The sequence below is a fragment of the Variovorax sp. P2_H12 genome (assembly GCF_056403395.1).
On record NZ_JBFUFO010000011.1, the window covers coordinates 55,483 to 69,328 of the forward strand.

The 13,846-nt window shown below is 61.4% G+C and carries 14 protein-coding genes; all 14 read left to right on the forward strand.

Going from position 1 to position 13,846, the window contains the following annotated elements; all coding sequences use genetic code 11:
• The first annotated feature begins 394 nt into the window (after window positions 1-394).
• The 14 genes from AC1DYK_RS09860 (at window position 395) to AC1DYK_RS09925 (ending at window position 13,521) form a co-directional block, all read left to right on the forward strand.
• The gene (locus AC1DYK_RS09860; protein ID WP_478166109.1) at window positions 395-712 is read left to right on the forward strand and encodes a non-heme iron oxygenase ferredoxin subunit; all 318 of its coding nucleotides are present in this window, start codon (window positions 395-397) and stop codon (window positions 710-712) included.
• Window positions 709-1,980 carry an NAD(P)/FAD-dependent oxidoreductase gene (locus tag AC1DYK_RS09865; protein WP_478166110.1) on the forward strand — a complete coding sequence of 424 codons (1,272 nt, stop codon included), beginning with the start codon at window positions 709-711 and terminating at the stop codon, window positions 1,978-1,980. The genes AC1DYK_RS09860 and AC1DYK_RS09865 overlap by 4 nt, the downstream gene beginning before the upstream one ends.
• Window positions 1,981-1,989: 9 nt before the next feature.
• Window positions 1,990-3,300 carry an aromatic ring-hydroxylating oxygenase subunit alpha gene (locus AC1DYK_RS09870; RefSeq protein WP_478166111.1) on the forward strand — a complete coding sequence of 437 codons (1,311 nt, stop codon included), beginning with the start codon at window positions 1,990-1,992 and terminating at the stop codon, window positions 3,298-3,300.
• Window positions 3,297-3,812, forward strand: coding sequence for an aromatic-ring-hydroxylating dioxygenase subunit beta (locus tag AC1DYK_RS09875; RefSeq protein ID WP_478166112.1), 516 nt, complete (start codon window positions 3,297-3,299; stop codon window positions 3,810-3,812). Before AC1DYK_RS09870 ends, AC1DYK_RS09875 begins: the two co-directional genes overlap by 4 nt.
• A gap of 17 nt (window positions 3,813-3,829) precedes the next feature.
• The gene (locus AC1DYK_RS09880) at window positions 3,830-4,825 is read left to right on the forward strand and encodes an amidohydrolase family protein (RefSeq protein ID WP_478166113.1); all 996 of its coding nucleotides are present in this window, start codon (window positions 3,830-3,832) and stop codon (window positions 4,823-4,825) included.
• Between the two features lie 23 nt (window positions 4,826-4,848).
• Entirely contained in the window at window positions 4,849-5,892 is a 1,044-nt protein-coding gene (locus tag AC1DYK_RS09885) for a 2,5-dihydroxypyridine 5,6-dioxygenase NicX family protein (protein WP_478166114.1), read from the forward strand.
• Entirely contained in the window at window positions 5,889-6,530 is a 642-nt protein-coding gene (locus AC1DYK_RS09890) for an isochorismatase family protein (protein WP_478166115.1), read from the forward strand. Before AC1DYK_RS09885 ends, AC1DYK_RS09890 begins: the two co-directional genes overlap by 4 nt.
• A gap of 87 nt (window positions 6,531-6,617) precedes the next feature.
• Entirely contained in the window at window positions 6,618-7,796 is a 1,179-nt protein-coding gene (locus AC1DYK_RS09895; protein ID WP_478166116.1) for an ABC transporter substrate-binding protein, read from the forward strand.
• Window positions 7,797-7,811: 15 nt separating this feature from the next.
• Window positions 7,812-8,681 carry a branched-chain amino acid ABC transporter permease gene (locus AC1DYK_RS09900; protein ID WP_478166117.1) on the forward strand — a complete coding sequence of 290 codons (870 nt, stop codon included), beginning with the start codon at window positions 7,812-7,814 and terminating at the stop codon, window positions 8,679-8,681.
• Complete coding sequence (locus tag AC1DYK_RS09905) at window positions 8,678-9,691, forward strand: branched-chain amino acid ABC transporter permease (RefSeq protein WP_478166118.1); 1,014 nt, start codon at window positions 8,678-8,680, stop codon at window positions 9,689-9,691. Before AC1DYK_RS09900 ends, AC1DYK_RS09905 begins: the two co-directional genes overlap by 4 nt.
• The gene (locus AC1DYK_RS09910; protein ID WP_478166119.1) at window positions 9,688-10,440 is read left to right on the forward strand and encodes an ABC transporter ATP-binding protein; all 753 of its coding nucleotides are present in this window, start codon (window positions 9,688-9,690) and stop codon (window positions 10,438-10,440) included. The genes AC1DYK_RS09905 and AC1DYK_RS09910 overlap by 4 nt, the downstream gene beginning before the upstream one ends.
• Entirely contained in the window at window positions 10,433-11,155 is a 723-nt protein-coding gene (locus tag AC1DYK_RS09915) for an ABC transporter ATP-binding protein (protein WP_478166120.1), read from the forward strand. Before AC1DYK_RS09910 ends, AC1DYK_RS09915 begins: the two co-directional genes overlap by 8 nt.
• A 227-nt stretch (window positions 11,156-11,382) precedes the next feature.
• A complete protein-coding gene (locus tag AC1DYK_RS09920; RefSeq protein WP_478166121.1) occupies window positions 11,383-12,621 on the forward strand; it encodes an MFS transporter in 1,239 nt (412 codons plus the stop codon).
• 27 nt (window positions 12,622-12,648) lie between these two features.
• A complete protein-coding gene (locus AC1DYK_RS09925; RefSeq protein WP_478166122.1) occupies window positions 12,649-13,521 on the forward strand; it encodes a LysR substrate-binding domain-containing protein in 873 nt (290 codons plus the stop codon).
• Window positions 13,522-13,846 lie beyond the last annotated feature (325 nt).

The window sequence follows — 13,846 nt, forward strand, 5'->3', positions numbered from 1 at the left end:
TTTCGACGCTGCATTGAGGCTCCTTCTCCAAGTGATCGGCGCACAGAAACAAGACGCTAGCCCACCGGGCCGCATCACGCCGCGTCATGCTTGCCAACGTGGATCCTGAAGCTCATGCCGCAATATATGACAGTTCACGTGCACAAGTATATGCCTGACCGTACCGCATGGGAAGCCGATATTTGCTGACGCAAACCCTAAGGTCCTGCCTCTCTATTTTTGGTGCCATTGCTCAATGAAGATGCCCTGTTTTGGCCCCCGATCCAGGGCTCGAGGATCCAATCTGGTGCGGCGCTACCGAGTAGAAACCCGTACTTGAAAGCATCAGGAAAGCGAACTAATATGACAGTTCACTGAGTATATTTTCTGGGTGCTGCAACTACAGGATGGAGCCATGGATTGGATCAAAGTCGCCTCAGCGCAAGAGCTGAGTAACGATGAAGCTAAGACGGTCAATGTCGCCGGCTACGGCGTCGCGCTGTACCGAATCGAAGACGAGTTCTTCGCCACAGACAGCATGTGCACGCATGCCACGGCTCTGCTGTCGGAGGGTTTCGTGGAAGATGGATGCGTTGAATGCCCATTGCATCAAGGCCGCTTTGATGTTCGTACTGGCAAGGCGTTGTGCGCGCCGGTCACCGTGGACCTGCGCACTCATGCCGTGAAGCGGGAGGGCGACGACATCTACGTGTTGTCGCCTGTCGGCAAATGACGTCACCCGGAGTTGTCATCGTTGGCGCGGGTCAATCGGCGGCCGTCGCGGCACACTCTCTGCGCGAGCATGGCTACCGCGGTCGTATCACGATGCTGGGCCGGGAGCGCCACAGACCGTATGAGCGCCCGCCATTGTCCAAGGCCGTGTTAGTGGCTGCTGAAGAGCCCAGGCTCGACGTACTCACGGAAGAATCCTGGACGCGCAGCAATATCGACCTGATGAGCAGCAGTAACGCGGTTGCCTTGGATCTTCCTCAGCAGCATGTCAGCCTTGCAGACGGTCAGGTGCTCGAGTACGAGGTGTGTCTGATCGCTACAGGCGGGGAGGCCAACACACTTGCATCCGCCCCGCCCGCCGATCCCCGCGTGCACTACATCCGCACCCTTGATGACGCGCGGCGGCTGCGAGCGGCCCTTCAGGTCAAGCCGCAAGTCGCAATTCTGGGCGGCGGCTTTCTTGGCCTCGAAATTGCAAACTCCGCACTCTCGGCAGGAGCGACGGTGGCAGTCCTCGAGCGCGCAGCATCCCTGCTCGATCGCTTTCTGCCACCTGAGGCGTCGGCATGGTTGGAATCTGGATTGCGAGATGCAGGCGCACAGATCCTGCTCGGGGTCTCCATCAGCGACGTCCATTCACTGCCAAGCGGTCGCATGCGCTTGATCACCGACGTCGGCGATCTGGAAGTTGATGAGTTGATCGTCGCAGTCGGTCTCACGCCCAACGACGCTCTTGCCCGCGATGCGGGCCTCGAGATTGCGGCAGGCGGTGGCATTCTGGTGAATGCGTTTTGCCGCACCAGCAACGAACATGTGTTCGCGTGCGGCGACTGCACCAGTCAACAGCGCCCGGGCCAAGCTGCGCCAACGCGCCTGGAATCATGGCAAAACGCGAATGAGCAGGCGCGCACTGCCGCCGCCGCCATGCTCGGCGCTCCTCTTCCGGTGCCGGCGGTACCGTGGTTCTGGACCGACCAAGGAAAACACAACATTCAGGTGCTTGGCCTGCCGGCCCCCGATCTTGAATATGTGCGCCGCGGCGATCCGTCCAATGACAAGGTGCTGTGGCTTGGCCATCGGGGTTCTGTTCCGCTACACGGCGTGGCGATCAATGCAGGCTCCGATCTGAGAGCGATACGCCCTCTTTTCGAACGTGGGCAGCCCGTGCAGTTGGAGGACTTTCAGCTGGACACCATCAATCTACGCGCATGGGCCAAGCAGATGCAAACCGACGCCGTCGCGACCGTTCAACCACCTCTCAAAGCCTAAGGAGTTTCCATGTATCAATCACAGGCGGTCATCGGCATCACGAATGCCCGAAAGAATCCGCCCTTGGAGCAGTGTGTCTGGCCAGCGGACGCCCTGAACAACATTCCGGACTGGGTCTACACCAGCCAGGCCATCTACGACCAGGAGATCGAACGCATCTTTCGGGGGGACACCTGGAACTTTGTCGCCTTGGAAGCGGAGATTCCAAACCCGGGCGACTACAAGCGCGGTTACGTCGGCGCCACGGCCGTGGTGATCGTTCGTGCAGAGGACAACACGATCTCCGTCTTCGAAAACCGCTGCGCCCATCGCGGTGCCGAGTTCTGTCGCTCCAGTCAGGGGAATACGAAGGAATTCGTCTGCCCATATCACCAATGGTCGTACGACCTCAAGGGAAACCTGCAGGGCGTTCCTTTCAAGCGCGGCATCAACAAGGTGGGCGGCATGCCGGCGGACTTCAAGAACGCCGACCACGGCACCCGCCAGTTGCGGGTGGCCACACGCAACGGCGTGGTGTTCGCCACCTACTCCGACAAGACCCCCCCGCTGGAAGAGTACATGACCAAGGAGATCGTCGAGGAGTTCGACGTCCCGTTCTCGGGCAAGAAACTCAAGATCTTGGGCTATTGCCGCAACGAGCTTCCGTGTAACTGGAAGATGTACCACGAGAACCTCAAGGATCCGTACCACGCGACGCTGCTGCATTCATTTCTCGTGGTGTTTGGCCTACTGGTGCCTGGCATCAAGTCGATCGTGTTCGCCGACAAGGAGCATGGCCGCCACGGCTTCATGGCTTCGGCCAAGCCAGACGAGATCTATGCCACTGTTGCCGCCGACGACAAAGCGGAGATGCGATCGTTCAGCGACAACCTCAGGCTGCGCGACGAACGGTTCCTGGACTACGTACGAGAGTTCAAGTCGCCCTGGTCCGCCAACATGATGACCATGTGGCCGAACTTGATCGTTCAGCGCCAGATGAACACGATGGGTGTGCGCCAGATCATCCCGAACGGTCCGAACAGCATGGTGATGCAGTGGACCATGTTCGGCTATGAAGATGACACACCGGAAATGACGCGGCACCGCCTTCGCCAGGGCAACCTGATGGGCCCTTCCGGCTTCCTCGGCCTTGAGGACAACGAGGCATTGAAGTTCGTGCAGGAAGGCCTGCGCAACTCGTCCACGGACAACAACGTCATCAAGCTCGATTCTGGCCATCAAGGCACGGCACGCAACCTCATCTCAGAGTCCTGCATCCGCTCCCTCTACCAATACTACCGAGACGTCATGGACATCCGTGTCGCGGAGAGCGCAGCATGAAGGAGAGACTCGCCTACACCCAATCCACGATCGCGCCCAAGCTCGCGGCCGAGCTGCGCGCCGAGATCGAATCCTTTCATGCCGAGTACTGCGCCGCCCTGGACGCGAACGACGTCGAGCGCTGGCCCGACTTCTTCAGCGAGGAAGCAACGTACCGCATTACCTCTCGCCACAACGCACTTTTGAACATGCCCGTGGGCCTCGTTTACTGCGAGGGTCTCAACATGATCATTGATCGCGCCCTTGCCGTCGCGCACTCGCAGATGTTCGCGCCGCGGCACATGCTGCACGTGCTGGGGATCACGCGAGTACTGCAGGAAACAGGAAGCACGATCAGTTCCCAAACGCCCTTCATCTTGATGCAGACCCTGGTGGAGGGCCCGTCCACAGTGCATTTGGCCGGCATCTATCACGACAGTTTCGTGCGCGAAGGCGACCGGCTGCTTATTGCCAGCCGCGAAGTGGTGCACGACACGGAAATTCTTGACACCGCCTTGGCATATCCGGTCTGAGGCCACTTAGGACGACTATGAATCAAACCCCAAAGATCGCGCTCGAGGAGCACTTCTCCGCCCCCGGCTTCGACGAGTACTCGGCCAAATACACGCGAGCGCTGCCAGTCGAATTCGTCGCCAAGCTCGACGCCAAGCTGACCGACTTCGACGATCAGCGCCTGGCGGAGATGGATGCTGGGAACATCGAGTACGTCGTACTGTCGCAAACGATGCCCGGTGTACAGGCTGAGGTGGATCGCGACATCGCCATCCGCCGGGCGCGAGAGAACAACGAGTTCCTCGTCGAGCGCGTGGCGCGCCATCCGCGACGCTTCGGCGCCTTTGCCCACGTAGCACTGCAGGACCCAGCAGCCGCGGCCCAGGAGCTGGAACGCACTGTCGTCGAATATGGCTTCAAAGGCGCGATGATCAACGGCCACACCATGGGACGCTACTACGAGAGTGGCGAATTCGATGTGTTCTGGGAGCGCGCGCAGGCGCTCGGCGTGCCCATCTATCTGCATCCCAACGCGTTCAGCCAACCACCGGCGCTGCTGGAGGGCATGCCGGTGCTCCAAGGAGCCGCCTGGGGATGGGGGGTGGAAACGGCAGGCCATGCATTGCGCCTGTTGTTCGGCGGGGTGTTCGACCGATTCCCGCGCCTGATCCTGCTTTTGGGCCACATGGGGGAGGCCCTGCCATACCAGCGCTGGCGCATGGACAGCCGCTTCGCTGCGTATCCATCAGGTATCAAGCTGGCGCGCAAACCCAGCGAGTACATCGGCAGCAACATTCTGATCACCACGTCTGGCGTGTGCTCTGCACCGTCACTGCTGGGTGCGATTGGCGAGCTTGGGGCGCAGGCTGTGCTCTTTTCGGTGGACTACCCGTACGAGTCAACCGCCGAGGCCTGCACCTTCATCGAGGAGGCGCCGCTAGACGACAAAACCCGTGCGCAGGTGTGCCATGGCAATGCGCGCCGGCTCTTCAAGCTAGGCAGCCCGGAAGACCTTGCGCTCCTGCAGTTCTAACACTTCTTTCCAAAGGACGAAAAATGCCAGTCAGCGATTATCAAATGGTCAAGGCTTGGGACGAGGTTCTGAAGCTCAGCAAGGTGGAGCGCGGACAAAAGGTCTCGATTCTGTGCGGCCCCCACACGCATCCGCAAACGCTGCAGACTGCGACGATTGCAGCTCAGGCCGCCGGCGCGATCGTAACCAAGATCGAGTTGCAGCCCATCAACGCGGAGAAAGCCACCAGCCGCGACCTGATGAACTACCTGGGCGAAACACCCCTCACCAATAATCCAGTCGCACTCGCGGCGATGAAGAATAGCGACCTCGTCCTGGACTTGATGCTGCTGCTGTTCTCGCCCGAACAGATGGAAATTCTCGAGTCTGGAACGAAGATCCTCCTGGCCGTGGAGCCGCCCGAGGTACTGGTGCGGGCGGTGCCCACCGAGGCCGATCGCAAGCGCGTGTTGGACGCATCGAAGCTGCTTAAAAAAGCAAAGAAGATGCACGTGACGTCGCCTGCCGGCACGGACGTGACTTTCCAGCTCGGTGAGTTTCCGATCATCTGCGAATACGGCTTTTGCGAGGAACCCGGGCGCTGGGATCACTGGCCAAGCGGCTTTCTCTTTACCTTCGCCAACGAGGGCGGCAGCGACGGCACCATCGTGATTGATCGCGGCGACATCCTGCTGCCGCAGAAGAACTACGTCTCGGAAAAGATCACATTGAATCTGCGCGACGGTTTCGTGCGCAGCATCGAAGGTGACGTCGACGCCGCCATGCTGCGCGAATTCATGGAGGCCTACAAAGACCCCGAGGCCTACGCCATTGCGCACATCGGCTGGGGGATGCAGCCACGTTGCTACTGGCACACGCTGTCGCTGATGGACCGCGAGGCGACAACCGGTCAGGATGCGCGCTCGTTCGAAGGCAATTTCTTGTTCTCGCTGGGGCCGAACAACGAGGCCGGTGGCCCTCGCACAACGCCTTGTCACCTGGACATTCCGCTGCGCAATTGCACGGTGAAGTTAGACGGCACCGTCGTGGTTCGCGATGGCAAGGTGATCGACGAGGCTTTTCAATGAGCGCCGATCAGGACATCTATCAGAAACAGGGATTCGGCAATACCGTCGCGCCCAAATCGCCGTACGGCCTGCTGATCATCGACTTCGTCAATGGATTCGCCGATCCGCTTACGTTCGGCGGTGGCAACATCGAACCGGCTATCGAATGCACGCGAGGTCTTCTGGCGACGGCACGCACACGCAATTGGCCAGTCGCGCACACGCGGGTCGTGTACCAGGACGATGGAGCCGACGCCAACATCTTTGCGCTCAAAGTTCCGCCTATTCTCGCTCTGCGCGAGGACGCACCGGAAAGCCAGATCGTTCCACAGCTTCAGCCCAGCAGCGGCGAACTGGTGTTGCGCAAGACCAATCCCTCGGCCTTCTTTGGCACTTCGCTATCGGCATGGCTGTCTCAACGCGGCGTGCAGACCTTGCTGATTGCGGGATGCACGACGAGCGGCTGTGTGCGCGCCAGCGTGGTTGATGCGATGTGCCACGGTTTCCGTCCCCTCGTCGTCACCGACTGTGTTGGCGACCGGTCTCTGCAGGCGCACGAAGCCAACCTCTTCGATATGAACCAGAAGTACGCGACCTTGATGCCCCGCGATGTTGCCCTGGAAGCAACCGCCCCGGAAGAACACGACGTCTCGGCCTGACACCTAGCACTCGAAATTCCCGTCAGTCACTTCCGTCAAAACCCCGGCGCATACCGTGCCAGCAACCCCCACTACCTGGAGAAATGAATGACCATCAAACTCGCTGCCGCACTAGCGGTCTCACTCGCGACGCTTGCGTTCCAAAGCCGTGCCGACGTCATCAAGGTAGGTGTTATCGCACCAATGTCGGGACCGTTCTCTGTGGTAGGTCAAACTTGGGAAGGCGCGACCAAGGCGTACCAGAAGCTCAACGGCACGACAGCGGGTGGGCACACGATCCAAGTCATCTACCGCGACCTTCCTGAGATCAATCCCGCGCAAGCCAAGGCACTGGCGCAGGAGCTTGTCATCAAGGAAGGCGCCCAGTACATCGCCGGCCTCTATTTCACGCCCGACACATTGGCTGTCGCTGCGCTCGCGCAAGAGGCCAAGGTGCCGGTCGTGATCTTCAACGCATCGACATCGTCGCTTCTCGAGAAGTCGGAGTACCTGCTGCGAACCTCCTACACGCTGCCGCAGATGGCCGTCCCTGTCGCCAAGTACGCGCTGGAGAAAAACGTCAAGAACGTCGTCACGCTGGTCAGCGACTTCGGCCCAGGCCTCGATGCAGAGAAAGCCTTCACCACCGAGTTCGTCGGCGGCGGAGGCAAGTTGCTTGAAGCTATCCGTGCGCCGCTGAAGACGACTGACTTCGGCCCGCTGATGCAGCGTGTGAAGGCGCTCAAGCCTGATGCCCTCTACGTCTTCGGACCTGGCGGCCCCGCCACCTATGCGATGATCAAAGCCTACAACGAAGCGGGCTTGAGGGCTGCAGGCGTTCGCTTTCTGGGCACGGGCGAAACTGATGAGGATCAACTGCGCGCGATCGGCCCGGATCTGCTCGGCATCGAGACCGGCATGTTCTATTCGGCGTCGCACAACTCGCCGCTGAACAACACCGTCATCAAGACCCTGGGCGAAGTAGCGCCCAAGGCCATCCCGACCGTCCAGTTGGCGAACGCGTTTGACGGCCTGCATGTGATCTATCACATGGTCACGGCAACGGACGGCAAGCGCGATGGTGCCAAGGCATTGGCCGCCGCCAAGGGCCATTCGTGGGAAAGCCCGCGTGGCCCGGTGAAGATCGACCCGGTTTCCCGAGAATTCGTGCAGAACGTCTACATGCGCGTGGTCGAGAAGGATGCTTCCGGACGATTCGTCAATCGGGAATTCCGGACCTTCGAGATGCAACCCGACTACGGACGCATTCAGAACGCGTCCAAGTGACGTAGAGACTGCAGCATGTCTATTGCGCTTCTCAGCAGCATTCTGGTCGACGGGATCGCGTACGCCATGATCTTGTTCATGATCTCAGTGGGCCTGTCGATGACCATGGGTCTGATGCGGGTCGTGAATCTGGCCCATGGTGCCTTCGCGATGCTTGGCGGGTTTCTCGCGGCCAGTATTCCGCAGCGCCTGGGCATTCCCATCGGGTTAGGCTTCGTGCTGGCGATCGCCCTGGTCGGCGTAGTGGCGGTGCTCTTCGAGCGCATCCTGCTGCGCCGCTTCTACCGGCGCGAAGATCTCGACCAGATGCTGGTGACCATCGGGCTGATGTTTGTCGCGACAGCAGCGGTCAACCTGATGTTTGGATCCTCGGTGACATCCGTCGCGCTGCCCGAGGCATTCAGCGGCACGGTGGACCTGGGCTTTCGCTCCATCCCCCGGCATCGGCTCATCGTCGTCGCCTGCGGGTTAGTGGTCGTTACTGTTCTCTGGCTGACTGTGGACCGGTCTTCCTTTGGTATCCGGGTACGCGCTGCAGTCGACAACGCGCCCATCGCCCGGGCCATAGGCATCGACACGACGAAGATCTACGCGGCCACCTTTGCAATCGGCGCAGCGCTTGCGGCCCTGGGCGGCATCGCCGGCGCAGAGCTGCTTCCGATGGAGCCGACCTACGCCTCCAAATACCTGGTGATCCTATTGGCGGTGGTGGCCGTGGGGGGCAACGGAAATCTGTTTGGCTCATTTTTTGCAGCGTTGCTGCTTGGCATCGTGGAGACCTCGATGAAGTACATGGTTCCGCAGCTCGCATCGGCTGCGTTTTTTCTGACGATGATCATCGTCTTACTGATCCGACCGCAAGGGCTTTTCGGGAGACAGGCATGAGCGCGGTGAGCCCACCCATGGCGGTGGCTGCACCGTCTCGCACTCGCCCGTGGATGCAGTTGCGTGTCGAGATCGTGCTGATGCTGACGGGGCTGCTTGCTTTCGTGCTGTTCCCGCAGGACCTCGGGTTGCTGACCAACATGGCGACCATGTCCATCTTCGCGCTGTCGCTGAGTCTCGTGCTGGGCCAGGCCGGCATCGCGACCTTGGGTCAAGCCGCGCTGTACGGCGCCGGCGCCTACGTCGCGGGCTGGACTGCGCTGTATCTGACGGCCGATCCGATCGTCGGCTTGTTGCTTGGCGGCCTGGGCGGCGGCGTGATCGCGCTGCTGAGCGGCGCCGTGATGCTGCGCTCGACCAAACTCACGCTGGTCATGCTCACCATCGCAGTGGCCCAGTTGCTGCTTGAGCTCGCCAACTGGGCCAGATGGCTCACCGGCGGCGACGACGGTCTTGCTGGCTTCAGCATTGCCCCCCTGTTCGGCATCTGGGAATTCAACTTCCTAGGCCACACCGGCTACTTCTATGCCTTGGGCGCGCTGGTGCTGGTGTACTTCCTCGTGCGCAATTTGGTGGAATCACCCTTTGGCTTGACGGCCAAGGCAATTCGGCAGGACCCCGGGCGCGTTCAGGCGCTGGGGGGGCGTGTCTACCTGCACTTGCTGGCCGTCTACACCGTGGGCGGAATCGTGGCGGGGCTGGCTGGCGCGTTGACAGCACAAACTAGCAAAGTGGCCAATCTCTTCATGCTGGATTTCACGACGTCCGCGGGTGTCGTGGTCATGATTGTGCTGGGTGGCACGCGCCGCCTGGCGGGCGCCGTGCTCGGCACCGTCGCGTACATGACCATCCACCACATCGCATCGACGTTGAACCCGTATCACTGGCTGTTCTTCATTGGCTCGATGTTGATCGTCGTACTCATCGTCCTGCCTGAAGGCCTGATCGGGATTCTGGACCGGGCCGCGACGTACGCCAAGCGGCTTGGCAGCAACGGGGGGGCCCAATGACCGCTCGACTCCAAACCCACAACCTCTGTCACTCCTTCGGAGGTCTGGCCGTCACGCAGAACGTCACGCTGTCCCTCCCCCAAGGCGCCCGCACGGCACTGATCGGGCCGAACGGCGCTGGCAAGACGACGTTGGTCAACCTGCTGAGCGGGGCGATGCAACCGCGGTCCGGTGACATCCAGCTGGATGGCCGCTCGATCGTCCAGCTACCGCAGTACGCACGCGTGCGCAGCGGCATCGTTCGCACGTTCCAGATCAGCCGTCTGTTCAAAGACCTGACGGTGGCGGAAAACGTCAAGGTTGCCGTGCTGCAGCGGCTCCGGGCCTCCATGCAGTGGTGGCCCTCGCCAACGCGTTCTGCACGCGTCCATGACGAGGTCGACGAGACGCTAGGCATGCTGGGCCTGCACCCCTATGCGAGTCGAGTCGTGGGGCAACTGGCGCTCGGCGAGCAGCGGCTTGCAGAGATCGCGCTGGCGCTTGCGATGAGGCCACAGGTGTTGCTGCTAGACGAGCCTGGCGCCGGTGTGCCGCAGGGAGAAGGCGGCCGCGTCATGGACGCCGTTGAGAGTCTGCCGAAGGACCTGTCCGTGCTGCTCATCGAGCACGACATGGACCTGGTTTTCCGCTTTGCCTCGCACATCATCGTCCTCGTTGCCGGTGCGGTGATGGTCGAGGGCTCGCCGCAGGAAGTCGCCGCCAACGAACAAGTCAAACAAATCTACTTCGGACGAGACGGTCATGCCTAAGCCCCCCATTGAACTTCGGTTTGACGACGTTACAACAGGCTATGGCGGCGTGCCGGTCGTCGAGCATCTCAGCTTCTGCGTGCGCGAAGGCGAGCGTCTCGGGCTGATCGGGCGCAACGGCGCCGGCAAAACAACCACGCTGGCGACAGCGATGGGCCTGGCCGATCTGATGAAGGGTGGCATTTACTTCGGCGACAGTGACATCAGTGGCGTCAACACGTACTCGCGCGCACGGGCCGGCCTCGGCTACGTGCCGCAGAGCCGCGATATCTTCCCCTCGCTGACGGTGGAGGAAAACCTGTTGTCGGGCCTGCAGGGGCGTTCGGCCAGCGTGGCCCTGCCGCCGATCTATGCCCTGTTCCCGCGCCTCAAGGAGCGGCGACGCAACGGCGGCACGCAGCTTTCGGGCGGTGAGCAGCAAATGCTGTCCGTGGCCCGGGCACTCGTCGGTCAGCCCCGCATCCTGCTGCTCGACGAGCCGCTGGAAGGTCTGGCCCCGATGGTGCGCGAGGAGTTGATGGATGCCATCGTTCGGATGAGCGATCAGCTGGGCGTCGGCTGCGTCCTCGTGGAGCAGCACGTGGACGTCGTCCTCGAGTTCTCCACGAACGTCATCGTTCTGGAGCGCGGCGTCGCCGCTTACTCCGGCTCAGCGGCAGCGCTGCGCGACGAGGAGGAGCTGCTGAACCGAACCATCGGTATCCAGAAGTGCTGAAGACGGATCCATTGCTTGCCCAAGGTGACCTTGCCGCAATCGAAGGGCTCACTCGCTCGGGGAGTGATGAGCGTTGCCAATCGACTGGCCGCGGTCGAACGTTGTGGCCAGCGATCTCTCGGTCGTGTTCGACTGCCGTTGCGGGCGAAGGGCGCTGTCGACTTCTGTCGGCAAGGGTGCCGACTTCGTTCTTCTATTTGCTTCCACTTCGATTCAAGGATCTGCACATGACGCCCACTCCTCATGCACCTTTGGAACTGCGGCAGCATTGGCGTTATGTCCTCGGCTGCTTCCTCGGCCTGGCCAGCGGAGTCTCGTCCCTCTACTTCTACAGTTCAGGTCTGTTCCTGAAGCCGCTCGCTGCTGAGTTCGGATGGACTAGAGGCACCGCGTCTCTGGGCTCGTTGATCAGCAGCGTTCTGCTCGGATGCGCTGCGCCGTTCATCGGGCAGCTGATCGACCGGTACGGCGCGCGACGCGGCACCCTGATCTCCCTGGTTGGTCTGTCCACGTCGTTCGTGCTTCTGGGCGTTTGGACACAGGGGTTGGCCAGTTTTCTGACGCTGGTCACTGTCCTGACACTGCTCGGTGGCGCGACCTCGCCCTTGTCCTTCACACGGATTCTGGTGGGCAAGTTTTCTCGTCAACGCGGCCTGGCCCTGGGCATTGCCATTACCGGAACCGGCGTCGGGGCGATCCTCGTACCGCTGATCGTCACGCCGGCTATCGCCAGCTTTGGTTGGCGAGCCACATACCTGGGCCTCGCTGCCGTGGTCCTTGCACTTCTGCCATTGATCGCCTACTTCCTCCGGGGCGCGGATGCGGGCCCGGCCGAGGAAGGGCGTCGCCGCGCGCCCCAAGGTAGCCTGAAAGCTCTGGCCGATCCACGCTTCTTCCGCATTGCCGCAGTCTTCCTGCTGTGCTCGGTCGGCATCTTCGGAACGATCGTGCACATCGTTCCGATGCTCACCGACCTCGGGCTTTCCCCGAATCGCGCCGCCGGTCTCGCCAGCATCCTTGGCGTGGCGGTCATCGTCGGACGGATCGTCACCGGTCTTCTGCTCGACATGTTCGATGCCGCGCGCTTGTCAGCCACGCTCTTCACCCTGTCTGCAACCGGCATGCTGCTTCTGTCAACGGGCAAACCTGCGCTGGTGCTTCCCGGGTTGCTTATGACAGGTTTCGCTGTTGGCGCGGAGTTCGACCTGGCGGCCTATCTGGTGAGCCGAAGATTTCCACTGAACCTCTACAGCACCCTCTTCGGAGGCGTGTATGCTACGGTGGCCATTGGAGCCGGCGTCGGCCCATTCCTCGCAGGACGGCTTTTTGACAGTTCTGGAAGCTATATCTCCTGGCTCTGTCTGGCAGCGGGATTGCTGCTTGCAGCTGCAATGATCTGCCTCACGGAGCGTCCGGCCGCGCACGCGACCGGCACGGTTGCAGCAGCGGGCTCGGGCGAGAGCTGAGTTCGCTCAGCCTCCGGTTTGGCCGCAATGCACAGCCTCCGTGCGCTTCTGGGCCCGCTGCGGGTGTTCGACGCAGTGTGTCGCGCCAAGGGGATCACGCGCGCCGCTCAGGTGCTCCATGTGACGCCCGGTGCGGTCAGCCAGCAGATCAAGCAGTTGGAGGTCGGGCTCGGAGCGCAGCTGTTTCAGAAATCTGGCCGCGAGATCGAGCTCACTGCGGTGGGCAAGCGACTGGCCCACCGCGTCTCGGATGCCTTCGATCGCCTGAACGATGCGCTGAATGACGTGGCCGACATCCAACTCGACAAGCGGCTGCGTCTTAAGGTGACGCCAAGCCTCGCCATCCGATGGTTGGTACCTCGTCTGCGCGGCTTCTACGCGCGTCATCCCGACATTGATATCGAGATCGCAACGATTGCGATGGCCGACGACATCCGGCTCGAGGGCGCTGACTGCGCGATCCGGCATGGCATGGGAGAGTGGACTGATGTCGAGTTGGACCACCTCTTCGACGACGAATTTCTTCCAGTCTGCGCACCAACCCTGGCCAGGCATTTGCAGACACCTCAAGACCTCCTGCAAGCCAACCTGCTGCACTCAATGATGCGGCCAGAAGCCTGGTCGCTATGGTTCAGCTCCGCTCATCTGGTAGATCCCCCGCGCCTGCATGGAATCACTTTGGCGAATGCGGCGTTGTGCTACCAGGCTGCGGCTGATGGATTGGGCGTTGCCATCGCCCAGCGAGCCTACGTTGACGACGACATCCGCAGCGGGCGGCTCGTCGTAGCCGTGGATCACGTCGCGAGAACGGAATCAGGTTACTACTTGGTCTGCGATCCGCTGAAAGCGGCCGAGGCTCCCGTGAGGCTGTTCCGAGATTGGATCCGTTCTGTCCGGTAGCAACGGAGCGAGGCGACGCACTGCCATTGCCCATCGCACTTCGGTACCACTTTTCAGCAGGCTGCCGTCACCCGGCGAGCAACCAGCACCACGCAGGTTCTTCTTCGAGTTTCGTACGGCCCCGTGACAGCGGTGGCTGCGCGCTATGCAACCTCTGCATAGCGTGGGCGAATGGAGTCTTTCGGCCACGGCAGGCAGCGGCCCGGATGCCAGACTCCATCGCTTCGCCCCTTTTTGGAGATTTGCGCCTCATCCAGACTCGTGTTGGGTACAGCCCGTCATCACCTGTGAGCCTTTGCTACCGCCAACTGAGTTGGCTCGACGA